The 22,940-nt window shown below is 70.4% G+C and carries 23 protein-coding genes; 10 read left to right on the top strand and 13 right to left on the bottom strand.

The window, feature by feature from the left end:
- Positions 1-795 (top strand): isocitrate lyase/PEP mutase family protein, encoded by a 795-nt coding sequence (locus tag ACSHV8_RS30990; RefSeq protein WP_436521434.1) that lies wholly within the window; start codon positions 1-3, stop codon positions 793-795.
- A 293-nt stretch (positions 796-1,088) separates the two neighbouring features.
- On the opposite strand, the gene ACSHV8_RS30985 is transcribed toward ACSHV8_RS30990, so the two are convergent.
- The 4 genes from ACSHV8_RS30985 to ACSHV8_RS30970 form a co-directional block, all read right to left on the bottom strand.
- Entirely contained in the window at positions 1,089-1,595 is a 507-nt protein-coding gene (locus tag ACSHV8_RS30985; protein WP_436521432.1) for an FBP domain-containing protein, read from the bottom strand.
- Positions 1,596-1,679: 84 nt separating this feature from the next.
- Positions 1,680-4,019 (bottom strand): sensor histidine kinase, encoded by a 2,340-nt coding sequence (locus tag ACSHV8_RS30980; RefSeq protein ID WP_436521430.1) that lies wholly within the window; start codon positions 4,017-4,019, stop codon positions 1,680-1,682.
- 96 nt (positions 4,020-4,115) lie between these two features.
- Positions 4,116-4,493, bottom strand: a complete 378-nt coding sequence (locus ACSHV8_RS30975; protein ID WP_436521428.1) for a helix-turn-helix transcriptional regulator — start codon at positions 4,491-4,493, stop codon at positions 4,116-4,118.
- Positions 4,490-4,777 (bottom strand): hypothetical protein, encoded by a 288-nt coding sequence (locus ACSHV8_RS30970; RefSeq protein WP_436521426.1) that lies wholly within the window; start codon positions 4,775-4,777, stop codon positions 4,490-4,492. Before ACSHV8_RS30970 ends, ACSHV8_RS30975 begins: the two co-directional genes overlap by 4 nt.
- Positions 4,778-5,162: 385 nt before the next feature.
- Between ACSHV8_RS30970 and ACSHV8_RS30965 the strand changes: the two genes are divergently transcribed.
- Genes ACSHV8_RS30965 through ACSHV8_RS30955 form a run of 3 tightly spaced genes read left to right on the top strand, consistent with a single transcriptional unit; the run spans position 5,163 to position 7,138 of the window.
- On the top strand, positions 5,163-6,020 hold the full coding sequence (locus ACSHV8_RS30965; protein ID WP_436521424.1) for a helix-turn-helix domain-containing protein: 858 nt from the start codon (positions 5,163-5,165) through the stop codon (positions 6,018-6,020).
- Positions 6,017-6,238 (top strand): DUF397 domain-containing protein, encoded by a 222-nt coding sequence (locus tag ACSHV8_RS30960; RefSeq protein WP_436521422.1) that lies wholly within the window; start codon positions 6,017-6,019, stop codon positions 6,236-6,238. Before ACSHV8_RS30965 ends, ACSHV8_RS30960 begins: the two co-directional genes overlap by 4 nt.
- A gap of 18 nt (positions 6,239-6,256) precedes the next feature.
- Positions 6,257-7,138: a shikimate dehydrogenase family protein gene (locus tag ACSHV8_RS30955; protein WP_436521420.1), complete on the top strand. Its 882-nt coding sequence runs from the start codon at positions 6,257-6,259 to the stop codon at positions 7,136-7,138.
- Positions 7,139-7,145: 7 nt separating this feature from the next.
- Here the strand turns inward: ACSHV8_RS30955 and ACSHV8_RS30950 are convergent, their stop codons facing one another.
- From ACSHV8_RS30950 to ACSHV8_RS30920, 7 genes are all read right to left on the bottom strand, one after another.
- Positions 7,146-8,285, bottom strand: a complete 1,140-nt coding sequence (locus ACSHV8_RS30950) for an FAD-dependent oxidoreductase (protein WP_436521418.1) — start codon at positions 8,283-8,285, stop codon at positions 7,146-7,148.
- 103 nt (positions 8,286-8,388) lie between these two features.
- Positions 8,389-9,105 carry a TetR/AcrR family transcriptional regulator gene (locus ACSHV8_RS30945; protein ID WP_436521416.1) on the bottom strand — a complete coding sequence of 239 codons (717 nt, stop codon included), beginning with the start codon at positions 9,103-9,105 and terminating at the stop codon, positions 8,389-8,391.
- A gap of 232 nt (positions 9,106-9,337) precedes the next feature.
- Complete coding sequence (locus ACSHV8_RS30940; RefSeq protein ID WP_436521414.1) at positions 9,338-9,904, bottom strand: hypothetical protein; 567 nt, start codon at positions 9,902-9,904, stop codon at positions 9,338-9,340.
- Between the two features lie 31 nt (positions 9,905-9,935).
- The gene (locus ACSHV8_RS30935) at positions 9,936-11,129 is read right to left on the bottom strand and encodes a GAF domain-containing sensor histidine kinase (RefSeq protein ID WP_436521412.1); all 1,194 of its coding nucleotides are present in this window, start codon (positions 11,127-11,129) and stop codon (positions 9,936-9,938) included.
- Positions 11,126-12,838 carry an ATP-binding protein gene (locus tag ACSHV8_RS30930; protein ID WP_436521410.1) on the bottom strand — a complete coding sequence of 571 codons (1,713 nt, stop codon included), beginning with the start codon at positions 12,836-12,838 and terminating at the stop codon, positions 11,126-11,128. Before ACSHV8_RS30930 ends, ACSHV8_RS30935 begins: the two co-directional genes overlap by 4 nt.
- Positions 12,839-12,954: 116 nt before the next feature.
- Positions 12,955-13,518: a hypothetical protein gene (locus tag ACSHV8_RS30925; protein ID WP_436521408.1), complete on the bottom strand. Its 564-nt coding sequence runs from the start codon at positions 13,516-13,518 to the stop codon at positions 12,955-12,957.
- Between the two features lie 96 nt (positions 13,519-13,614).
- Entirely contained in the window at positions 13,615-14,598 is a 984-nt protein-coding gene (locus ACSHV8_RS30920) for a hypothetical protein (protein ID WP_436521406.1), read from the bottom strand.
- A 195-nt stretch (positions 14,599-14,793) separates the two neighbouring features.
- Between ACSHV8_RS30920 and ACSHV8_RS30915 the strand changes: the two genes are divergently transcribed.
- The 3 genes from ACSHV8_RS30915 to ACSHV8_RS30905 all read left to right on the top strand — a co-directional run bounded on the left by ACSHV8_RS30915 (position 14,794) and on the right by ACSHV8_RS30905 (position 18,214).
- Positions 14,794-16,203, top strand: a complete 1,410-nt coding sequence (locus ACSHV8_RS30915) for a family 2B encapsulin nanocompartment shell protein (protein ID WP_436521404.1) — start codon at positions 14,794-14,796, stop codon at positions 16,201-16,203.
- 176 nt (positions 16,204-16,379) lie between these two features.
- Positions 16,380-17,363 carry a family 2 encapsulin nanocompartment cargo protein terpene cyclase gene (locus tag ACSHV8_RS30910; protein ID WP_436521402.1) on the top strand — a complete coding sequence of 328 codons (984 nt, stop codon included), beginning with the start codon at positions 16,380-16,382 and terminating at the stop codon, positions 17,361-17,363.
- Entirely contained in the window at positions 17,360-18,214 is an 855-nt protein-coding gene (locus tag ACSHV8_RS30905) for a geranyl diphosphate 2-C-methyltransferase (RefSeq protein ID WP_436521400.1), read from the top strand. Before ACSHV8_RS30910 ends, ACSHV8_RS30905 begins: the two co-directional genes overlap by 4 nt.
- Before the next feature lie 143 nt (positions 18,215-18,357).
- Here the strand turns inward: ACSHV8_RS30905 and ACSHV8_RS30900 are convergent, their stop codons facing one another.
- Positions 18,358-18,630, bottom strand: coding sequence for an excalibur calcium-binding domain-containing protein (locus ACSHV8_RS30900; protein WP_436521398.1), 273 nt, complete (start codon positions 18,628-18,630; stop codon positions 18,358-18,360).
- A 511-nt stretch (positions 18,631-19,141) separates the two neighbouring features.
- Between ACSHV8_RS30900 and ACSHV8_RS30895 the strand changes: the two genes are divergently transcribed.
- Entirely contained in the window at positions 19,142-20,233 is a 1,092-nt protein-coding gene (locus ACSHV8_RS30895) for an ion transporter (protein WP_436521396.1), read from the top strand.
- Positions 20,234-20,270: 37 nt separating this feature from the next.
- Positions 20,271-21,257, top strand: a complete 987-nt coding sequence (locus tag ACSHV8_RS30890) for an aldo/keto reductase (protein WP_436521394.1) — start codon at positions 20,271-20,273, stop codon at positions 21,255-21,257.
- Between the two features lie 171 nt (positions 21,258-21,428).
- Here ACSHV8_RS30890 and ACSHV8_RS30885 read toward each other — a convergent pair whose 3' ends face one another.
- Positions 21,429-22,679: a pyridoxal phosphate-dependent aminotransferase gene (locus tag ACSHV8_RS30885; RefSeq protein WP_436521392.1), complete on the bottom strand. Its 1,251-nt coding sequence runs from the start codon at positions 22,677-22,679 to the stop codon at positions 21,429-21,431.
- A 118-nt stretch (positions 22,680-22,797) separates the two neighbouring features.
- Here ACSHV8_RS30885 and ACSHV8_RS30880 point away from each other — a divergent pair, with 118 nt between their 5' ends.
- Complete coding sequence (locus tag ACSHV8_RS30880; protein WP_436521390.1) at positions 22,798-22,938, top strand: hypothetical protein; 141 nt, start codon at positions 22,798-22,800, stop codon at positions 22,936-22,938.
- Positions 22,939-22,940 lie beyond the last annotated feature (2 nt).

The following is a 22,940-nucleotide window of genomic DNA, read 5'->3' as shown; positions in this document are numbered from 1 at the left end:
ATGACTGCGGTGCGGGAGCGCTTCAAGGAACTGCACGAGACCGGCACGTTCATCATGCCGAACCCGTGGGACGCCGGCTCGGCCCGCCTCCTCGCCGGCCTGGGATTCGCCGCGCTGGCCACCACGTCCTCCGGGTTCGCGGCCACCCTCGGCAAACCGGACCAGCACGTCACCCGGGACGAACTGGTCGCGCACGTGGCCGCGCTGACCGCTGCGGTCACCGTCCCGCTGAACGTCGACGCCGAGCGCTGCTTCGCCGACACCGCGGCCGGCATCCGGGAGACGATCGACCTGCTGGCCGCCGCCGGTGCGGCCGGCATCTCGATCGAGGACTACGACCCGGCCACCGACCGCATCGAAACCCTGACGACCGGCGCCGAGCGGGTCGCGGCGGCGGCCGAGGCATGCGCCCGCCACGGCATCGTCCTCACCGCCCGCGCCGAGAACCACCTGTACGGCCACGACGACCTGGACGACACCGTCGCCCGCCTGCAGGCGTACCACTCGGCCGGCGCCCACGTCGTCTACGCGCCGGGCCTGCGCACCCCGTCCGACATCACCCGCGTCGTCAAGGAGGTCCCGGCCCCGCTGAACGTCCTGGCCGTCGGCGGCGCCCCCACCGTCCCGGAACTGGCCGCCCTCGGCGTCCGTCGAGTCTCCACCGGCGGCGCCCTGGCCTGGGCCGCCTACGGCGCCCTGCGCGACGCCGCCCAGGAACTCCTCACTTCCGGCACCACAACATTCCGCACCCGAGCCCTGACCCCCACCGAACTCAAAACCACTTTCCCCACCTGACCCACCCCCGACCACCCAGCTGGCCCTGAGGGCCGCCTCAACCCCCGCGACCCAGCCGCGATCACCAGCCGCAAACAGTCAGCTGGTGCTGAGGGTCGCCTCAACCCCCGCGGTGCAGCCGTGAGCGGTCGGCTGGCGTTGAGGGTTGCCGCAAGCCCCGGGGTCTGGTCTACGACACGGGCGCGCTGGTGGCGGCCGAGAAGGGGAACCGGGATCCTCACCGGTGACCCGGGTGACGTCTCGAAGCTGGCCGGGTCCACCGGTGGGCGGCTGGAGGTTCGGATCGTCTGAGGTCAGGCGGCGGTGATGCGGGTGGTGAAGGCGGTGAGTTTCAGCAACGCGCGGTCGATCTTCTCGGGCAGGGTGAGGGTTTCCTCGAAGCGGACCAGGCGCATCCTCGGCTGCCGCTTGCCGCGGAGGTAGAGGGAGCACGCCAGATCGGAGCAGAGGTATTCGCCGACCGAGTTGCCGTTGCGACCGGCGGCTCCGGCCAGGGGTGCCGTGAACAGGCTCACCCCGCCGGCCGAATGGTCGGTGAGGCAGACCTGGCACATGCTGGAGCGGGCCGCGCTTCCCGAGCCGCCGCCGCGTTCGGCCCGGCGGAGCAGGATCGCGATCGGGTCGGGGCCGGGGACGACGATCGCCGCGCGCTGCGGGGCGGACGGGTCGATCCAGCCGAAGAAGTCCAGGTCGGCCCAGGGTGCTTCGCGGAAGTCGGCGGGCAGTTTGATCCGCGATGCCTCGCCCTTGCTGCAGTTGACGAACGAGGCTCGGATCGTTGCCTCGCTGATCGGTTCCATGGGGTCGGACCCTCGCACATCCCCACCCGAGCCGTCACCCGATTTCCGAAGCCACCCCGCCTGGGCCGCGGGGCCGGAGGCACGTCAGCGGGGGACGAGCTCCAGGTGAAGGGTGAAGATGCTGCCGGTGGGGGAGTCCGGCCGATAGGAGACGCGCCCGCCGTTCGCCTCGGCGAGGCTGGCGACGATGTGCAACCCCAGCCCATGCCCTTCGGCCGTGGCGTCGGACGCGCGGGTATAGCGCTCGAACAGGCGTGACCGCAGCTCTTCGGGCACCCCGGCGCCGGCATCGTGCACGTCGATCTCCACCGAACCGGCTTCGTCGTCGGCGGTGGCCGCGATCTGGACGGCCCCACCGCCGTACTTCCGGGCGTTGGTCAGGAAATTGACGACGATCTGGCGCAGATGTGCGGGGTTGGCCAGCACCGTCACCCCGTCCGGGCAGGAGATCGGCACCGCGGTGTCGGCCGCGTCGGCGGCGTCCCGCAGCGCGGCGGCCAGCGGCACCGGCCGGCGGACGGTCGACAGTTCGCCGGCGTCGAGTTTGCACATCGCCAGCACGTTGTGCCGCAGTTCGTCGATCCGGTGGGCGCCGGTGATGATGCGGGTGGTGAGGTTGGCCAGGAATGGCGGGAGTTCGGCGTCGCTGAGCACCTCGCCGTAGCCCATGATCGCGGTCAGGGGTGTGCCGATGTCGTGCGACAGCATCCCCATCAGGTCGAGTTTCAGCTGGTTGGCGCGCTGCAGCTGTTCGTTGCGTTCGGCCAGGACGGTCTGCGCGGCGTCCCGTTCGCGTTGCGCCTGCACCTGTTGGGTGATGTCCTGGACGATCCCGATCAGGTGCAGCGGCCGCCCGTCGGAGTCCCGGATCAGGCGCACCCCGGTCTGCACGTCGATGGCGTGACCGTCGGCGTGCAGCAAACGTTTGACCCGCTCGTAGGAGTCGCTCTCCTCGGCGAACAGCCCGGCCAGCGCCTCGGTGTCGCCGTCCCGGTCGTCCGGGTGGGTCAGCAGGATCACGCCGTATCCGGCCAGGTCGACCGGCGACCGCCCGACCATCCGTGCGTAGGCGTCGTTGACGTGCAGGATGTTCCCGTCCAGCCCGACGATCACCTGCCCGATCGTGGACTGGTGGAACTGCACCCGGAAGCGCTGTTCGCTCTCCTCCCGGGCCTCTTCGGCGCGACGGCGGCCGGTGATGTCGGTGTTCGTCTCGATGATCTCGACCCCGGCGCCGTCCGCGGACGACCGGGACACGTGCCGGCTGAGCACGACCGCGACCTGCCCGTCGGAGCGCCGGTGTTCCAGCTCACCGGCCCAGGATCCGGTTTCTTCCAGGGCGCGTTCGACGTCCGGCAACTGGGTGGGGAAGCGGGTGGACAGCAGCCGGTGGATGTTGCGTCCGACGGCGGCCGCGGCCGGCCAGCCGTACATCTGCTCGGCCCCTTGATTCCAGAAGAGGATCGTCCCGCCGGGGTCACGCACGATGATCGCCGCCGGTGCCGCGTCGATGAGTTCGGCCTGGCGGCGCAGCTGCTCCTCGGTGGTGCGGCGGTCGCTGATGTCGTGCAGGAACGCGTGGAACACCGGCCGGCCGCCGGTGATGTTGGTGGCCTGGAGGGTGAACTCGACCGGGAAGACCCGCCCGTTCCGGTCGATCGCGGGCAGCTCCAGACGTTGCCCGGCCAGCACCGACGTGCCGGTCTCGCGCACCCGGTCGAGTCCGCGCCGGTGCGCCTCGCGGTGTTCCTCGGGCACGACCAGTTTGCTCAGGTCGGCGCCGGCGGCTTCCTCGCGCACCCAGCCGAACAGGCGCTCGGCGGCCGGATTCCATTCCTGGACCAGACCGTCGGCGTCGATGGCGACGTAGGCGTCCTGGGAGACCTCCAGGATCCGCCGTACGAGAGCGGAAGTCTCCTCCGCGTGCTGCGCCGCCCGGACCAGTTCGATCTCCGACGAGACGGCCGCCGCCAGGTCCTCCAGCACCGCCAGGTCCTGCTCCGACCACGCCCGCGGGGTGCTGTCGATCGCGCAGAACGCGCCGAGGATCTGCCCGTCGACCCGGATCGGCATGCCCGCGTAGGCGATCACCCCGATCTCGTCGATCGCCCGGTTGTCCTTGACCAGCGGATGTTCCCGCGCGTCGGCCACCACGAACGGCCGGTCGGCGTCGACCACGTGCTGGCAGAACGAGTGCGTGAGCGGCGTCTGCCCGAGCGCGGCCCACCGCGGCGGCAGCCCCAGATGACTCGCGAACACCTGCCGGTCGTCGAGCACCAGCGACACCAGCGCGGTCGGTGCCCCGAGCAGCCGCGACGCCAGCCGCGTCAGCCGTCGCAGCCCGGCCGACTCGGCGGCTTCCACCAGCCCGGTCCCCCGCACGGCGGCGACCCGTTCCGGATCGTCCACCCGACGCACCGCCATGTTCGGTTCTTCGGCAGCCCACCGCGCGACCTGAGCCGATACTTGCCTTCCTTCAAACAATTATTCGGTACGGCGTGAGCCCTGCCCCACCACTTCTCACCCTCGGCCGCTCACTTCGATCCCGGCCTCCACCAGGAACCGCCGCAACATCCCGGCCAGCGGTTCGATGTGCTCGTCGCCGGCGAACGCCCAGCCCCGCTCGCCGAGGCAGTCGAGAACCCGCTCGGCGACGAACCGCGTGATCCCTTCCACCGATCCGCCCGGCTCGACCGCGGGGGCACCGGCCCGCCACACCTCGATCCATGCCTCGACCTCGGGCCGCAGCCACACCCGCCCCATGCCCAGTTCCTGAAACGGCTCCGGAAAGTCGGCGGTGTCGGCCAGCTGCTGGATCCGCTGGCGGCTCAGGCCCAGCCGCTTGCCGATCTCGCCGGTTCCCATCAGTTGCGGCAGCCCGCCCGTGTCGCGGCTCATTCCGGCTCGCCCGAGCGCAGCAGCTCGTAGTGGCCGCGAGCGTTGTGACGCACCGCATGCTCCGGTCGCCCGCCGGCCGCGTGGATCGCCGCGTCCGCGCGCCCGACGAACTGGCGCAACCCGGCCCGCGACTCCGCCCGGCACAGCTCCAGCAGAATGACACCCCGCCGCTCGTCGAGCCGGACCCCGCGGATGGCCAGCGGTATTCCGTCCAGGTCGACCAGCACGTCGGCGTCGATTCCCTGAGCCTTGAGGGCGGCGTTCAGTTCACTTACCCGGAGCATCGTTCCTCCGTTCCACGATCCAGCCGCGGTCACAGACCAGGCATTCACGGGTCTGGCCACACCGGGTGCACCAGCGGCCGCTGACCCGCCCGAGTCGGACACCGCCCAGGTATCCCACGGCCAAGGCCACGACAGCAGCGATCACGGCGATCACGGCAGCCTCTCCCACCTGCGTGAAACTCGTCTGAGCACGGTTCCCCCTACCTGTGAAGGATTTCGGCGACGCTCCGCTGATCATGGATAGCCATCACTGTTTATGTGCAACACGCTATTCTCTGCAACTCAGGATCGCAACACGCAAAGAAGTGCAACTCGAACGAGGGATGCAACTCCGAGGCGATCTGGATCATTTGCAACACTGGGCGCACCTGCAACGGAGGGTGACATGGGCGGAGCAAGCAGTCGCAGCCTCGGCGCGGCCCTGCGCAAGCTGAGGACCGAGCACAAGCCGCCGCTGACCATGGAGGAGGTGGCGAACCAGTTCGGGTGGCACAAGTCGAAGGTCAGCCGCATCGAACGGGGCATCTCCACCATCCCGCCGCGAGACGTTCGCGCCCTGGTCGCGTTCTACGGTGTGGAGGACGTGGAGCTGATCGACGCGATGGTCAAGCTGGCCGCCGCGAGCCGGCACCGCAACTGGTGGCACCGCTATACCGATGTCCTGCCGAGACAGTTCGCGACCTACCTCGGCCTGGAGGGCGAGGCCGCGAGTATGCACTCGTGGGAGCCGGTGCTGGTTCCGGGTCTGTTGCAGACCGAGTCCTACGCGCGTGCCTTGATCGCCATACATCGAACCGGGCAGAACGATGCCGAGACCGACCGCCGGGTCGAGGCGCGCATGGAACGGCAGGCTCTTCTGCGTGGTCCCGGCGCGCCCAACTTTCACGCGATCATCGGTGAGAACGCGCTGCATCAGATGATCGGTGGTCGGCAGGTGATGGGCGAACAGCTTCGCCATCTCGCGGAGACGGCCGAGCGGTCGAACGTCACGGTTCAGGTCGTGCCCTGGTCGGCCGGTGCGTGCATGCCGATGGAGGGTGGATTCCAGATTCTTCGCTTCGCCGACTCGGCCGCTGGTCAGGTGATCTGTATCGACCTTCGGATGACGACCATCTACCTGGATGATCCAGCCGAAATCGACGGGTACCGGGACGCCTGGGAGGATGTTCTTGCCAAGGCGTTGCCGCCAAACGATTCCCTGAGGATCATCAAAGCGGCGACGACGGAGGGAGGGAAAACATGAGCGAGAAGACCTATGCCGACATGTTCGACCGCGATGCCGCCGTCTGGCGCAAGGGTGGCCGGAGCAACAGCGGTGGGAACTGCGTCGAGGTGACTGATCTGGCCGATGGTGGTTTCGCGGTGCGGGACAGCAAGGATCCGGAGGGGCCGATTCTGTTCTTCACGCCGGCCGAGCGGGCCGCGTTCGTCGCCGGGATCAAGGACGAAGGGTTGCTCTGAGGCGGTTAGCGTGGGGGCATGTCGACGGTGTGGTTTGTCGGGGTGTCCACCGGGCAGTCGCTGATCAATCAGGCGTTTCCGCTCTGGATGGGTGATCTGGGGCGTGACGTCCGGCTGGTCGGGCGGGATCTGCCGCTCGGCGCGCCGCCGGAGAGCTATCGGGCGCTGGTCGGGGAGTTGCGGGACGACGGCGACGCGCTCGGCGCGGTGATCACCTCGCACAAGCTGGCGGTGTTGCGGGCCGCCCGGGATCTGATCGGCGGGCTTGATCCGCTGGCGACCGAGTGCGGCGAGGTCAACACGTTGCGGAAAGAGGCGAAGACCCTTTTTGCGTACGCGCGTGACCCGCTCTCCACCGGCCGGGTCGTGGACGAGATCTGGCCCTCCGGCGAGCAGGTGATCTGCCTGGGTGCGGGCGGGACGGCGATCGCGCTCGGCCGGCACCTGCTGTCCCGCCCGGAGCTGCCGAAGCGGCTGATCTTCGCCGACCGGGACGCGGCGGCCGGCCGGCACCTGCGGGACGTGCTGGAGCCGTGGGCCGACCGTTCCGGCGTGGTCCTCGACGTGCTGACCGGCCCCGGCCCGTGGGACGAGCCGGTCGAGTCGGCGCCGCCGGGAACGCTCGTGGTCAACGCGACCGGTCTCGGCAAGGATCGCCCCGGCAGCCCGGTCTCGGCCCGCGTCCGGTTTCCCGGCGGTGCCGTGGTGTGGGAGTTGAACTACCGCGGTGACCTGGCCGTGCTGCGGCAGGCCCGGGAGCGTGACGACCTGATCGCGTACGACGGCTGGGGTTTGTTCTGTCACGGCTGGGCGGCGGCGCTCGGGCCGATCCTGGGCCTGGCCGACGAGGTCGCGACCGCCCGCCGTTTCGCCGAGCTCGCCGCCCCGCTGCGTCCTTGACGTCCGGTCAGCGGGCGTCCTGCTCGTACGCCGCGAACTGGTCCAGCAGGCTGTGCGGCGCGTTCGCGTCGAAGCAGAGCGCCAGGTTCCGGGCCGCTTCGCCGGCCGCTTCGGCGCTGCGCGGGAAGAGTTCACGCTCGTACGCCGAAAGCGCTTCTTCGATGTTTCCGGGGTGCGCGGCCAGCGCCTCGCCGAGGGCGGAACCGTCGAGCATGGCCAGGTTGGCGCCCTCGCCGGCGAACGGCGACATCACGTGGGCGGCGTCGCCGATCAGGGTCACGCCGGGCACCCGCGCCCACCGGTGCTCGGTCGGCAGCGCGTTGATCGTGCGGGCGACGAGCGCGCCGTCGGCCTCGGTGATCAGCGCGTGGAACTCGGGCGCCCAGTCGTGGAACTCGTCGACCAGCAGCGCCTTGGCCTTGTCGGAGTCGGTCCAGTCGATGCCGTCGATCCAGTCCGCCGGTTTGGTCAGCGCGATGTAGATGTGCAGGCTGCCGTCGGTCTCGCGGTGGGCCAGGAAGCCGTTGCCGGGCCCGAGCGCGAAGAGCATGCCGCCGCCGACGGTCCGGGCCGGCCCGGGGTGGCGGGTGTCGGCGTCGCGCAGGTCGACCTCGACGAACGACATCCCGGCGTACGCGGGCTTGGCGTCGCTGAGGAGCGGGCGCACCCGGGACCAGGCCCCGTCGGCGCCGACCAGCACGTCCGTGGTCACGGTGTCGCCGTCGGCGAAGGTGAGTTCGTGCCGCCCGTCGCCGAGACCGCGGACGCCGGTGACCTTGGCCCCCCAGCGGATCGTGCCGTCGGGCAGCGCGTCCAGCAGCATTTTCCGCAGGTCACCGCGGTCGACCTCGGGCCGGGTGCCGTCGCCCTCGTCCTGCTCGTCGGTGTGCACGGTCCCGTGCTTGTCGAGGATGCGGGTGGCCTCCCCGCCCGGGTGGATGATCTTGCGGAATTCGTCGTGGAGGCCGGCCGACCGGATCGCGACCTGCCCGTTGTAGTCGTGGATGTCGAGCATGCCGCCCTGGGTGCGGGCCTCGGGCGAAGCGTCCAGTTCGTAGATGGTGGCGGCGATACCGTGAACGTGCAGCACCCGGGCGAGGGTTAGTCCGCCGAGCCCGGCGCCGACGATGGTGATCGGTGTGGTCATGGTGTTCCTCCAGGTCAGTAGGTGTATTCCAGCCTAACGAACGTATTCCTGACGAACATGTTCTTCAGAGATATGAAAAAGCCTTCAAAACCCCAAAATCCCATCATTCGCGTACGGCGGTAGCCACGCTCTCGATGCCCGCGATCAGTGCCGTGAAAGCCCAGCGCAGCCGCTGCGGCCCGGTGCCCGAGAACAGCTCGTCCCGGGCCCGGGCGACATTCGGGTGCTCCGGCCCGGAAGCCTCCCGCAGCGCCATCGCGAACAACCGTGCCTCGTCCTCGGCGTCCACCAGCTCACCGCGCGTCCCGTGCTCGGCCGCGCTCGCGGTGCCGAGCTGCAACAGCAGGTCCACCCCCCAGGCGGCCTGCCCGACCGGGACGCCGCCCTCGTGCAGCAGCCCGAGAATCGCATCGACGAACCGCACGTAGTGCGGCCCCGACGGCCGCAGGGTCAGCACCGAGCGGGCGAGGCTCGGATACCCGAACAGCATGCCCGTGTACGCGCACATCAGCTCGATCAGCTCGGCCCGCCACCGCTCCCCGGGTGCGGCGCCGGCCCGCGGCATCTCCGCCCTTTGTTGCTCCCCGGCGCCCGCGGCGGGCCGCGGCAGGTCGGCCAGCAGCTCGTCGAGGATCGCGCCGTGCAGCTCGGCGACGTTCTCCACATACACGTAGAGCGAGGCCGGCCCGGTGTCCAGCTCGGCCGCCAGGCGACGCATGGTCACCTTCTCCAGCCCCTCCTCGCGCATGATCCGCAGCGCCACGGCGACCGCCCCGGCCCGGCTGAGCGGCGCCTTGGCGGGTCGGTCACGGCGACTCACGGGAACACGACGAGGACTCATAACACGATCGTAGCGAACATGTTCGTCCCCGCCAACCCGTCGCGGTGTCCGGCGCGGCTCGGAACCGAAGCGGGCGACCACCCGGCGACCACCCGGCGGGGCGCGGCGGGGCGCGGCGGGGCGCGGCGGGGCGCGGCGGGGCGGGGCGCGGCGGGGCTGTGGCGGGGCTGTGGCCGTACACAAGAAGGGTTTTTGGCAGTGATGGGGCAGGTCAGGGGACCGCGCCGAGCATCGTGAGGACGTCGGTGAACATCGTGGTGGTGGCGACCGGGTCCAGATGTTCAGCCTGCCAGCCGCGACTGCGGACGCCCTGCAGCACGGCGATCATCGTGGTCCGCGCGGTCCGCAGCGTCGCCGGGGAGAGCAGCACGGCCGAGGTCCCGTCGGCGTGTGCGGCCCGGGACGCGGCGCCCAGGGCGACCAGAGCCGCGGCCGAGCCGTTGAGGATCTGGGCGACGTGCAGGCGGTCGCGGTCCAGGTTGAAGGCGGCGACGTGCACGGCCAGGCCGAGGCCGGCCAGGAGCCGCCCGGTCTCGTCGCCGCTGAGCACGGCCGGCATGGTGGCCGAGTCGTCCTCGACGATGGCGGCGCCGTCGGCGAAGCCGGTGACCAGTTCGGCCGCGACCTCGGACGGGACGGCCAGGCCGGCCAGCGGGGCGTCCGGGAAGCGGCGGCGCAGCATCGCCTCGACCGCGTCGCGGATCACGTATCCGGGCACGACGCGTTTCTGCTCGGCGAGCCGCCGCATGATCGCCGCGACGACGTCGTCGGGGGTCATCCGCGGCTCCATCCACCTACCGTATCGGTGCTCAGCCCGCGCCGGGGAGGGTGACCCGAGCGGTGGTGCCACGCATGTCGCTGGTCACCTCGAGTGTTCCCCGATGCGCGGCGATCGCGCCCCGCGCGATGGTCAGACCCAGGCCGACTCCGGGGACGGCCTGGTCGCGGGCGTGCCGGCCGCGGTAGAAGCGGTCGAAGACGTACGGGAGCTCCTCGTCCGGAATCCCCACCCCGCAGTCCTCGATCTCCACCGCGGGCCGGGTCCGGCCGGTGACCCGGACGATGATCGGCCGGTCGCCCGGCGTGAACAGCATCGCGTTGCGCAGCAGCTGTTCGAAGGCGTGGGCGAGCCGGGCCAGGTCGGCGCGGACCCGGATCGGCGGCCCGATCCGCACGTCGAGGGGTTCGGCGCGCAGCGCGGCCAGGGGCCGGCAGGACCGCAGCGCGGCCGCGAGCACGTCGTTCAGGTCGACCACCCCGACCGGGGCGGGCAGTGGCGCGTCGTGCGGGCGGGTGCCGGCCAGGATGTGGTCGACCATCGCGACCAGGCGCTGCCCGTTGCGGTGGATCGGCTCGATCAGCCGCCGGTACGGTTCCAGTTCCTCGTTCTCGGCGAGCAGTTCCAGGTAGCCCTGGATGCTGGTGACCGGGGTGCGCAGCTCGTGCGTGATGGTCGCGACCAGGTCTTCCTCGCGCTGGGCGGCGCGGGCCAGGTGGTCGCCGAGCTGGGCCATCTGGAACCGGCTGCGGATCGCGGCCAGGTGCGCGGCGGCCTGCCCGGCGAACGTGCTGAGCGCGTCGACCTGCCGGTCGGCGACCTCCCGCGGCTCGTCGTCGATCACGCACATCGCGCCGAGCACGTAACCCTCGCGGTCGATCACCGGGGCGCCGGCGTAGAACCGGATGTTGGGGGCGCCGATCACGTTGCGGTAGGACGAGAAGCGCGGGTGGAGGGTCGCGTCCGGGACGATGAGCGGCTTGCGGGCCGGGACGATGGTCGCGCAGAACGAGACGTCGAGCGGCGTCTCCTGGTCGGCCAGGCCGACGTTGCCGGCGAACCACTGGCGGTGCCGGTCGATCATCGACACGGCCGCCATCGGGGTGTCGAACATGGTGGCGGCCAGCCGGGTGAGTTCGTCGAGCACCGGCGGCCGGGGCCGGTCCAGCACCTGGTAGGTCCGTAGCGCGGCCAGCCGAGCCTCGTCGTTGACCTCGTCGCTCATAGCCTGACCATCGGCTCGGGCCCGACTTTGCTGAGGGCCGGTGCGGCGGGCAGGGTGAAGGTGAGCCGGGAGCCGCCGCCCGGGTTGTCGGCGGCCGTGATGGTGCCGCCGTGTCGTTCCACGATCCGCTGGCAGATTCCCAGACCAAGACCGGTTCCCGCGTACGCCGAGGTCCGGTGAGCCCGGTGGAAGTTGCCGAAGATGGCCTCGTGCTGCCCGGCCGGGATGCCGATGCCGTTGTCGGCGATGCTGACCCGGACCAGGTCGCCGGCGCGCTCGCCGGTGATGGTCAGGGCCGGGACGACGTCCGGCGCGGTGTACTTGATCGCGTTGCCGATCAGGTTGTCCAGCAGCTGCCGGACCAGCACCGGGTCGGCGTGCACGGCCGGCAGTTCCCCGACCGCGAAGCGCGGCCGGGGCTGGCCGGCCGCCATCGCCGCGTCGACCCGGGCCACGGTGATCTCGTCGACCAGTTCGTCCAGGTCGACCGGGGCGGGCGCCACCTGGGCGTCGCGGGCGGTGGTGTAGTCGAGCAGGCCGTTGATCATGTTGCGCATCCGGACGGCGGCCCGATGCACCCGGTCCAGGCCGTCGCGGGCGCGGTCGACGCCGGGCACGCCGTCCAGCGCGTCGGCGGCCGCCTCGCTCCAGCCCTCGACCGTGGTCACCGGGTTGAGCAGGTCGTGCGCGACCACGCCGGCGAACCGGGCCAGTTCGTCGCGGTGCGCGGCCAGGGCCGCCTTCTCGGCCGCCAGCTCGGCCATCAGGGCGTCCCGCTCGTCGCGGCCGAGGGCCAGGGCCAGGCCGACCACGGCGATCAGGGTGACGAAGAACTGGGCCAGGAACGCCCGGGCCGCGTTGTCGTGGACCGCCGCGAACGGGCCCATCCCGTGCAGCGTGAAGACCACCGCGATGGCGGCGGTGACCAGGCTGTGCAGCGCCACGTAGGGCGTGGCCAGCCGGATGCCGGCCCAGACGGTCACGCTGATCAGGACGAAGGTGAGCGGGAGACCGCGGCCCAGGCCGAAACCGGCCGTGTACACGACCGCGGTCGTCGCGACCAGCGCCAGGTACTCGGCGATGCGCCGGCGCGGGGTCACCGCCAGCAGCGACAGCCCGTGCCGCCACCAGCCGCACAGGTGGCCGTGCCGGTCCCGGTACGCGTTGGCGGCGTGCCCGACGCTGAGCACCACCGCGCCGAGCAGCAGCACGCTCGCGGTGTTGCGGGCCAGCCAGACGCACGCCGCGGCCCACGAGAACTCGCCGGTGAGCAGCCAGATCGCCAGCGGGCCGAGGGTCGCGCCGGAGAGCGTGGCGGTGAACGAGGCGCCGAGCAGTCCCCACAGGTCGTGCGGGCCGCGCAACGGCTGGGTGCCCCCGGTGCCCCAGAGGCCGGGGCACCAGCGCTGGAAGAGCATCAGGAAGACCGCCACCTGCAGCAGGTTGGCCATCACGAACACCAGCGCGAGCCGCAGCGGCGCGCCCGTGGCCATGTTGATCACCATGGTGATCAGGGCGAACGCGACCACGTCGGGCCAGTTGACCCGGGCCTGGCGCTGGGCGCAGAACCAGATCACGGCGACGCCGGCGGCCGGCCAGACCAGGCTCAGGTTGGTCGAGTCCATCACCGTCAGCCGACCGGCGAAGCAGGCCAGCGCGTAGGCGACGGTGAACAGCAGGGTGCGCAGCAGCGAAAGCCGGTACGACATCACCACTGCCTCCCTCCGCGGGCCGATTTCGCTCCGAGGCCTATCGGTCCCGCGAACCCGGACCTGAGCCGCGGCCCGCGACCCGGTGGGCGACCCGGGACCGGCCGGGCGGGCGGTCAGCGGTGGGAGGGGCTGGGCGGGGGCTCGGTGACGAAACGCAGGCGCATGTGGTCGGTGTGGCCGGACCAGGTGAGGGTCAGGTCCCAGCAGCCGGCCGCCGGGATCATCACGCTGGACGGGCCGGCACCGTTCGGCAGTTCCTGGTGGGCGGTCTGCCCGTCGGTGCGGACCGCGTCGATGACCAGGGGGCCGGCCGTCTCGACGGGGAGACGGGACACCCAGAGGATCTTGGTGCCGGTGGCCGGGTCGGCCACCGGCGGGTATCGGAACGTGACCGCCATCAGGTCGCCGTTGTCGCCGAGGCGGTGCGGGGTGCCCGAACCGTCGCCGGTGAACCCGGCGCGGGCCCATTCCGGGAGCGCCTCGGTGCTGATGCCGGCGTCGCAGGTGCCCGCCGCGACGGGCGCCGGGGCCATGGACGCGGGCGCCACGGACGCGGAAGTCGCGGGAACCGGCGGTGCGGACGCGGGCGGCGCGGGGGCGGCGCCGGGATCGGGAGCGGTGCAGGCGCCCAGTGCCAGGAGCACGCAGGCTGACGACGTACGCGCGAAAGGTCTCATCCCTCGCACTGTCGCAGCGACCGTGACCAGCGGCTATCCCCGGCGCCGCGAAGCGCGCCATCTGGCGGTTCGCCGAAAATCGGGAACCGATCCGGATCAGGCCTTGCGGGCGACCGCGTGCTTGCCGGAGGCCTTGACCGTCCAGGCGGCGGTGGCCTTGGTGAACGGGTTGGTCGCGCTGATCCGGACGCCGCCCTTGACGTCGGCGACCACGAGCACGTTGACACCGAACGTGCTGTTGATCGACTTGACCTCGGCCCGGGTCCAGGAGCGCAGGTTGGCGACCTTGACGGTCTTCTTCCTGGACTTGCTCTCGACGATCGCGGCGCTGCCGGTGGCCGCCCGCTTCACCTTGCCGGCCATGTCCAGGTACGCGATGGCCCGGTTGAGCAGCCACTGGCCGACGGTCTGGGCCGAGGTCGGGAGGGTGATCGTCTGCGGGCCGTAGCTCCAGGCGAACGTCTCGTTGACGTCCGGGTCGGCGATCTTGGCACTGACGAGCACCCCGTGGGTGTCGGTGCTGAAGGTGATCGCGACCTTCTCGTCGTCGGCGTAGGCGTAATCGGTCGTACCGTCGTCGTGCACGGTCTTGGTGCCGGCGTGCAGGGAGTCCTGGGTCACCACCGAGGAGGGCCCGGGCAGGTTCTCGGCGGTCCAGGCGTCCAGCTTGAGCTTGGGGTCGGGCACGAAGAGGTACCGGGCAGCCGGGTGACCGGCCATCGCGACGGCGGCGCGCTCGGTCGGGAGGGTGAATTGGTGCCACTGACCCTTTCCGGCCTGGGCGTACGAGCCGATCCCGCCCAGGGCGCCGGTCACGGTCAGGTAGCCGAGCCCGTGGACCGGGTCGGTCCCGAACTTGGCCGTGCCCTTCTGGTTCTGGCCGTCGATCGTGAGGCTTATCTGGACGTCGCCGCCGTAGCCGGGCAGCTCGGCCGGCGCGGTCGTCCCGGACACGCCCTTGAGCGCGGCCGACATCTCGGCCGCGGTCAGCTGCGTGACGGTGTCGGCGGCGAACGCGGCGCCGGGCGCGGTGAGGACGCCGGCCGCGAGCGAGGCGGTGGCGAGGAGAGCACGGAACACCGGAGGTGTCCTTTCTACACGGGATGGGCGAGCCACGGCGGGGCCACGAAAGTGATCGTCCCCATGGCGATTGAGCCTAGAAGTGCTGGTCAGAGCACGTGTGCAGATTCCGTGAAACCCGACAAAGTCCCCGGACGGTGCGATAGAACGACCAAGAGACACCAGGAATGAAAACCGACGAACGGGGTACGAGCGGTGGCGACTCCCACGCAGTCCGAGATCCGCGACGAAGAGCAGGAACATCGGCGGCAGAGCCTCAGCACGGCGGCCGCGCGGAACCTGACGACCACCACCAAGACGGTTCCGCAGATGCAGGAGATCACCTCGCGGTGGCTGCTGCGCAAGCTCCCCTGGGTGCAGGTCGGCGGCGGCGCCTACCGGGTGAACCGGCGGATGACGTACCGGATCGGCGACGGCCGGCTCAGCTTCACCAACGTCGGTGCGCAGGTCCGGGTCGTCCCGGCCGAACTGCGCGAGCTGTCCGTGCTCAGCGAGTTCGACGACGTCGAGGCGCTCGGCGCCATGGCCGACAAGTTCGTGCAGCAGGAGTACGAGCCGGGCCAGGTGATCGTCGAGTTCGGCTCGGTCGCCGACCAGGTCTACCTGATCGCGCACGGCAAGGTCAGCAAGATCGGCGTCGGCGCGTACGGCGACCCGGTCAACCTGGGAGTGGTCGCCGACGGCGAGGCGTTCGGCGAGCACGCGCTGACCGACGACGCCGGGATCTGGGACTACACGGCCAAGGCGATGACCGCGGTGACCCTGCTGACCCTGCCGCGCCGGGAGTTCACCGCGATCCTCGAACACAGCGACCAGCTGCGCTCGCACGTCGAACGGTTCCGGGCCAAGAACCGCCGTCCGCAGAACAAGCACGGCGAGGCCGCGATCAAGGTGGCCGCCGGGCACAAGGGCGAGCCGCAGCTCGACGGCACCTACGTCGACTACGAGGAGCAGCCCCGCGAGTACGAGCTGAGCGTCGCCCAGACCGTCCTGCGGGTGCACACCCGGGTCGCCGACCTCTACAACGAGCCGATGAACCAGCTCGAACAGCAGCTGCGGCTGACCGTCGAGGCGCTGCGGGAGCGCCAGGAATACGAAATGATCAACAACCGCGAGTTCGGCCTGCTGCACAACGCCGACCTGCGGCAGCGCATCCACACCCGCGGCGGCCCGCCGACCCCGGACGACCTGGACGAGCTGCTCAGCATGCGCCGCGCGACCAAGATGTTCGTGGCCCACCCGCAGGCCATCGCCGCGTTCGGCCGGGAGTGCACCAAGCGCGGGATCTACCCGCCCATGGTCGAGCAGGACGGCGGCACGTTCCTGTCCTGGCGCGGGGTGCCGATCCTGCCCTGCGGCAAGATCCCGGTGACCGAGACGCACACGACGTCGATCCTGGCCATGCGGACCGGCGAGGCCGACCAGGGCGTGGTCGGGCTGCACCAGACCGGCATCCCGGACGAGTACCAGCCGAGCCTGTCCGTGCGGTTCATGGGGATCAGCGAGCAGGCGATCATGTCGTACCTGGTCAGCGCGTACTACTCGGCGGCGGTCCTGGTGCCGGACGCGCTGGGCATCCTGGACCACGTCGAACTGTCGCACTGATCATGATCGGCACACTGCTGGCGCCGCCCTCCACGTCCGGACTCGGTCGCGCGATCCTGTCCGATTTCACCCAGGCACCCCCGGGTGACCTCGGTGCGGTGTTGAAACCCGTACCCCGGCAATTCGATCTTGGTCTGAATGGTCTTGGAACGTCCGCGGCGCGCGCTTTCCGGCCCGTGGCGAAACCCTCGGAGAAGGACGAGCCGCAACTGTTCTGCCCGGGGCCGCTGCGGGACGACCGCGCGCTGGGGGAGCAGGTCAACCAGGCGGTCGTGACGTGGGCCGAGGAGATCGGGATCTATCCCGGCCGCCTCGACAAGCTGCGGGCGGCCAACTTCGGCCGGTACATGATGCTCGCCCACCCGGCCACGAGCGACCCGGACCGTCTCCTGGCCGCGACCAAATGCCTGGTCGCGGAGTGGGCGACGGACGACTACTACGTGGACGAGGTGTCCCTGGGGGCCGACCCGATGGTGGTCGGCTCGCGGCTGGCCAACCTGTACACGGTGGTCGACCCGGCCTCGCTGCCGCGCAAGTACGCGGCCGAGATGGCGGAGCACCACAAACTCCAGCCGATCTCGGTGGCGTTCCGCAGCGCCATGGAACACCTGGCCGAGTACGCGACCGTGGCCCAGATGGCCCGCTTCCAGCACCAGATGGCGATCCTGTTCCTGGCCTGGACGCAGGAGGCCGACTGGCACGCCAACCGGCGCACCCCGCCGGTCTGGGAGTACCTGGTGCAGCGGCACCTCAACAGCTACCTGCCGCCGATGATCCTGATCGACGTGCTGGGCGGCTACGAGCTCCCGCCCGAGGAGTACTTCCGCCCGGACGTCCGCGAGGCGTTCACCACCGCCGCCAACGCGGCCGTGCTGATCAACGATCTCTACTCCGGGAAGAACGAGTCCGAGACCGATCACAACCTGCCGAACGTGCTCGTCGCCGAGGACCGGATCAGCCACCGGGAAGCGGTGCTCCGGACGGTGAAGATCCACAACGAGCTGATGGACACGTTCGTGACCCAGGCCGCGCACCTGAGCGCGTCCGGATCGCCCACCCTGCGCCGCTTCCTCGCCGACACCTGGGCGTGGCTGGGCGGCAGCCGGGAGTGGCACGCGACCAGCGGCCGCTATCACGATTCCAAGGAGGAGAAGTCATGACGACGACCGCCCTTTCCCCGCTGCGCACCGACTTCGAGCGCTCGGTGGCCCGGTACTGGAACACCAACCAGGTCGACCCGGTCAACCTCCGGCTCGGTGAGGTCGACGGCCTCTACCACCACCACTACGGCGTCGGCGAACCCAACTGGGGTGTCCTGGACGGCCCGGCCGAGGGTCGTGAGCAGCGCATCATCGCCGAGCTGCACCGGTTGGAGAGTGCGCAGGCCGACGTGCTGCTCGACCATCTCGGGCCGATCGCGCCGACCGACGCGCTGCTCGACGGCGGGTCCGGGCGCGGCGGCACCAGCATCATGGCCAACGCGCGGTTCGGCTGCCGGGTCGACGGGGTGTCGATCTCCGAGTACCAGGTCGGATTCGCCAACGAGCAGGCCGCCCTGCGCGGCGTCGACGACCAGGTCAAGTTCCACTTCCGGAACATGCTGGACTCCGGCATCGCCTCGAACAGCCGACAGGCGATCTGGACCAACGAGACGACGATGTACGTCGACCTGTTCGACCTGTACGCGGAATTCGCCCGCATGCTCCGCTTCGGCGGCCGCTACGTCTGCATCACCGGCTGCGCCAACGACGTGACCGGCCGGCGCTCCAAGTCGGTCAGCAAGATCAACGAGCACTACACCTGCGACATCCACCCGCGCAGCGACTACTTCAAGGCGCTCGCGGCGCACGATCTCGTCCCGATCAACGTGGTCGACCTGACCGCGGCGACCATTCCGTACTGGGAGATGCGCGCCCGGTCCGAGGTCGCCACCGGGATCGAGGAGGCTTTCCTCACGGCGTACAAGGAAGGAAGTTTCCACTACCTCCTGATCGCCGCCGACCGGGTCTGACCAGCCCGGCCGGAATTGCCGCCGCCGGGGGCGCACAGCCCCCGGCGGCGGTTTTTTGTCCCCTGATCGACACGGCCCGGACCCCCTGTCCAGCGCACTGGCGCCGACCGAGGCCCGGGCTGAAGAAGGCCTCCGCTGACGCGTCAGCGCTTCTCGCAGGCGATGCCGTCCTTGTCGCGGTCCGACTTCTTGTTGGCGTTGTACAGGGCAGTGTTCACGTAGAACGTGGTGACCTTCTTGGTCGAGCCACGAACCTTGTCCTTGGCGCCCTTACGGCCGACCCCGTGCTTGTACTTCTTGTTCAGCTCGGTGCAGTTCTTGAAGGTCTTGGCCGCGGCGTCGGCCGGCGTCGCCAGCACGGCGCCCCCGCCCGCCACGAGCGCCAGCACGACAACCCCACGAATCAGCTTCCGCATCATTCTCCCCATCGACGAACTGCCGGTCACTTTAAGCACCCACGCCGTCGCTGACCGAATGTGGTCACCCCTTTCGGCAAACGGCCGAGGCGCGGTCCGCCATGTCGCCACCCGCGCGTTCGCCCGTTCGGCCCACGGCCGGGGCGTTGTGGTCGCCACTTCAGCCCCAGCCGCGCCGACGGTCCCGGCTGGTGCTCAGGGCTGTTTTCCGGTCGAATCACAGCCGTGAGCACCAGCTGAGAGCGCGAGCCGCGGGCTGGGTGGAATCGGGGCCGGCCTTTCGCGGCATTCGCACCCGACGCTGCGGCGGCTGCGGACGTACGTGGCGACCGGCGTGGCCGAGAGCGAGCGGGCGGGAAGTGCGGCTTTCTGCGGCGCTGGGGGTTCGGGGGTGTACTCACTCGGGTGGGTGGTGTCCGGTAGTGAACCTGGTGGGTGGTTGGTCCGGCCCGGAATTGGCTGTCATAGGGTCTGGGCGTTACCGGTTCGGCCGAGGGAGCAGCGACCGATCATGAGCGTTACCCGGGGGATTGCGGCTCGCTGCGCGAGGGTGGTGGAGGCGTCCTGGTTCAACGGGGCCGGGTTCGCGGTCATCGTGGTGAATGCGGCGACGCTGGGGCTGGAGACGTACACGCCGGTGGTGCGGGCGGCCGGGGCTGAGCTGCGGGTCGTGGAATACCTGTGTGTGGTCGGGTTCGTGCTGGAGTTGCTTGTCCGGTTCGGATCACATCTGAGGGCGCCCGCCGGGTTCTTCAAGGACCGGTGGAATCTGTTCGACCTGGCCATCGTGGTGGCGCCGCTGCTGCCCGGGGTCCGGGAGAACGTGACGCTGCTGCGGTTGTTGCGGCTGGCCCGGATCGTGCGGACGTTCCGGCTCTTCCCCAGCCTGCGGGTGATCCTGGTCGGCATCCGGCGGAGTCTTCCCGGGCTGGCGAGCTTCCTGCTGGTCACCGTGCTTCTGCTGTACGGGTACGCGATGCTCGGCTGGATGATGTTCGGGCACGCGTTCCCGGAGCGGTACGGGACCGTGGGGCAGGCCATGCTCACGCTGTTCCTGCTGCTGTCGCTGGACGGGATCACGGACACGCTGCAGGCCGGTCGGGAGGTGACCGAGTGGGCGGTCTTCTACTACGTGTCCTACATGGTGACGGCCTGCTATCTGCTGACGAACCTGCTGGTCGGGGTGGTGCTGACCGCGCTGCAGGAGGCCCACGAGGCGGAACGGGCCGCCCACGAGCCGGGACACAAGGTGGCGTCCCGGCCGTCCGGGCCGATGCCCGAGGCGGCCTCGGTGACCGTCCTGGCGAGCGACCCGGCGCCGCCGCCCCACCCCGGCCCGGCCCCGCAGCCGGCCCCTGCCCCGCACCCGGTCCAGCAGTCGGCGCCCGTCGCGCAGCCCGCATCCGGGTCGCAGCCGGCGCCCGCTCTGCCGGCGGGGGCGGTGGACGTGCGGGTGCAGTTGGCGCAACTACGGGCGGCGGTCGACGCGCTGGAGGCTCAGCTGACGGCGAACCTGGCCGGCGGGCGGGACACCGCGCACGCGCTGGCCGTGCACGGGCACAAGCCGGCCGTGGTGCACACCAGGGCGGCCGATCCCGCGTAGGGTCGGCGGTCGCGTCGCCGCGGACTAGCTTGGGATCATGCAGCAGAGGACACTGGGAAAGCTGACGGTCTCGGCGATCGGGTTCGGCGCGATGGGGATGAGCCACGGCTACGGGCCGGGGCCGGACCGGGACGCGAACATCACCCTGCTCAGGGCCGCCGTCGAGCGTGGGGTCACGCTGTTCGACACCGCCGAGGTGTACGGGCCGTGGGTCAACGAGGAACTGGTCGGGGCGGCGCTGGAGCCGTTCCGGGGGCAGGTGGTGATCGCCACCAAGTTCGGGTTCGTGATCGACGCCGACGGGAAGCAGCAGCCGGGCACGGACAGCCGGCCGGAGAACATCCGCAAGGTCGCCGAGGCGTCGCTGAAGCGGCTGCGGGTGGACACGCTCGACCTGTTCTACCAGCACCGGGTCGACCCGGCGGTGCCGATCGAGGAGGTCGCGGGCACGGTCCGGGAGCTGATCGAGGCGGGCAAGGTGCGGCACTTCGGGATGTCCGAGGCGGCGGCCGGGACGATCCGGCGGGCGCACGCCGTGCAGCCGGTCACCGCGGTGCAGAGTGAGTATTCGCTGTGGTGGCGGCGGCCCGAGGACGAGCTGCTGGACACGCTGGGGGAACTGGGGATCGGGTTCGTGCCGTTCAGCCCGCTGGGCCGGGGCTTCCTGACCGGGAAGATCGGGGCGGACACGGTGTTCGCCGAGAACGACATGCGTAAGGGGCTGCCGCGGTTCTCGGCCGAGGCCCGGGAGGCGAACCAGGCGCTGGTCGAGGTGATCGGGCGGCTCGGTGCGGCCAAGGGGGCGACGCCGGCTCAGGTGGCGCTGGCCTGGCTGCTGGCGCAGCGGCCGTGGATCGTGCCGATCCCGGGCACCCGCCGGTTGGAGCGCCTGGACGAGAACCTCGGCGCCGCCGAGCTGACCCTGACCGCGGCCGACCTCGACGAGATCGGTGCGGCGGCGGCCGACGTCAAGGTGGTCGGCGACCGCTACACCGAGCAGATGGAGAGCATGACCAATCTCTGAGACGGGGTCGGCGGGTCGGTTGCCCTGACCGCGACCAACCGACCACGTCGCCCTTGCGGGCTGAGCGTTCTGGGCGCGCCAGCGCCCTGCTCAGCCCGGAAGGGTCCCCGCGGGAGCGACGGTCTGTACCCCGGCGGACCGAGGCAATGAAGAATGTGATCTTGGGTTGTCTCAGCTGACCGCGGCGCGGCGGGCGGTGTACTCGGTGCCGCGGTCGGCGCGCTCGCTGCGCTGGTCCTCGTAGGATTCGGCCCAGCGCCGGCTCGTGCTCTCCAGCTGGTCGCCGTCGTAGACCGAGCGGCCGTGGAAGCGCTGCGAGTAGTCGAGCATGCCGTCGACGAGGCGGTCGACGTCGGCGCCGGGTCGGACCACCAGGCGCATGAACTGGCTGGTCATCCCCAGTTTGTTGCCGCACTCGCGGGTCATGATGCCGTGATTGGCGACGAGGAAGTCGCGCAGCGCCACGCCGGACCATTCGGTGGGGAGTTTGACCAGGTAGAAGTTGCCCTGGGAGGGGAAGACGGTGAGGCCGGGGATGCGCTGCAGCTCGCGGCCCATCGAGCGGCGGTCGCGGCTGAGCAGGCGCAGGCTCTCCTCATACTCCATCTCGTGGTCCTGGATCATGTGGACGACCTTCTCCGCGAGGGAGTTGAGGTTCCACTTCGGCAGCATCTTGGCGATCTTGCCGGCGATCGCCGGGTTGGCCAGCATGTAGCCGAAGCGGATGCCGTGCAGGCCGAAGTTCTTGCCGAGCGACTTGAGGACGACCGCGTTGGGGCGGATCACCGCGTCCGGGCCGACCGACGGGTAGCGTTCGGCGTCCGAGAAGTCGATGAACGACTCGTCGATGACGACCAGGTCCAGGTCGCTGAGCTGGTCCATGAAGCGGATGATGTCGCGGCGCGGCAGGTAGTTGCCGTCCGGGTTGTTCACGTTGCAGACCACCGCGACCCGGGAGCGGCGCTCGCGGATGAACTCGACGTACTCCTCCAGGTCGAGCCGGAAGCCGTCGCGTTCCTGCAGCGGGAACATGTCGACCCGCTTGCCGGTCTCCAGGGGCTGGTCGGTCCACCGGCCGAACGTCGGGATGGGAACGGCCAGGCTCTCCTTGACCAGCAGGTGGTCGATCCAGGTGATCAGCTCGGTCGAGCCGTTGGCCATGGCGACCGTCTGCGGGTGCAGGTTGAGGACACTGGCCAGCTTCTTGGTGATGGTGGCCGAGTCGCTCGGGTAGTACTTGAGGATGCTCTTCAGCTCGCGGGTGAGCTCGTCGAACATCTCCGGCGTCGGGAAGTACGGGTTGCACGGGATGCAGAAGTCGACGATCTCCGCGCCTTCGCCGGCCGCCCTCGCAAGGTCGAAGTAGGAAGCGCTGTGCGATCCCTTGTGCAGGATCGAGGTGTCGATTCCGGTCCGTGCCATGTGGTGTCCTCCCGATGTCTGTCGGTGACTTTGCCGCCGACGGATACGGGGGTCGCAGCCCGATCGTTCACAACATCGTTGATCCTCGCGGAGGTTTAAGCCGGAGGAAAGGAACGACATGCGGGCGCTCCTGCGTACGGGTTTGATCGGTCTCGTGGTGCTGGGTTCGGTGACCGTCACCGACGACGCGCGGGCCGTGCCCCGCCCCGAACCAGGGGTGTCGATCGGCCGTTCCGGGCAGCCGCCCAGGCTAGGCTGACA

This window comes from Actinoplanes sp. HUAS TT8 (genome assembly GCF_051380535.1).
In the GTDB taxonomy this organism is placed as follows: Bacteria; Actinomycetota; Actinomycetes; order Mycobacteriales; family Micromonosporaceae; genus Actinoplanes.
This window is presented reverse-complemented; position numbering and strand designations above follow the sequence as displayed.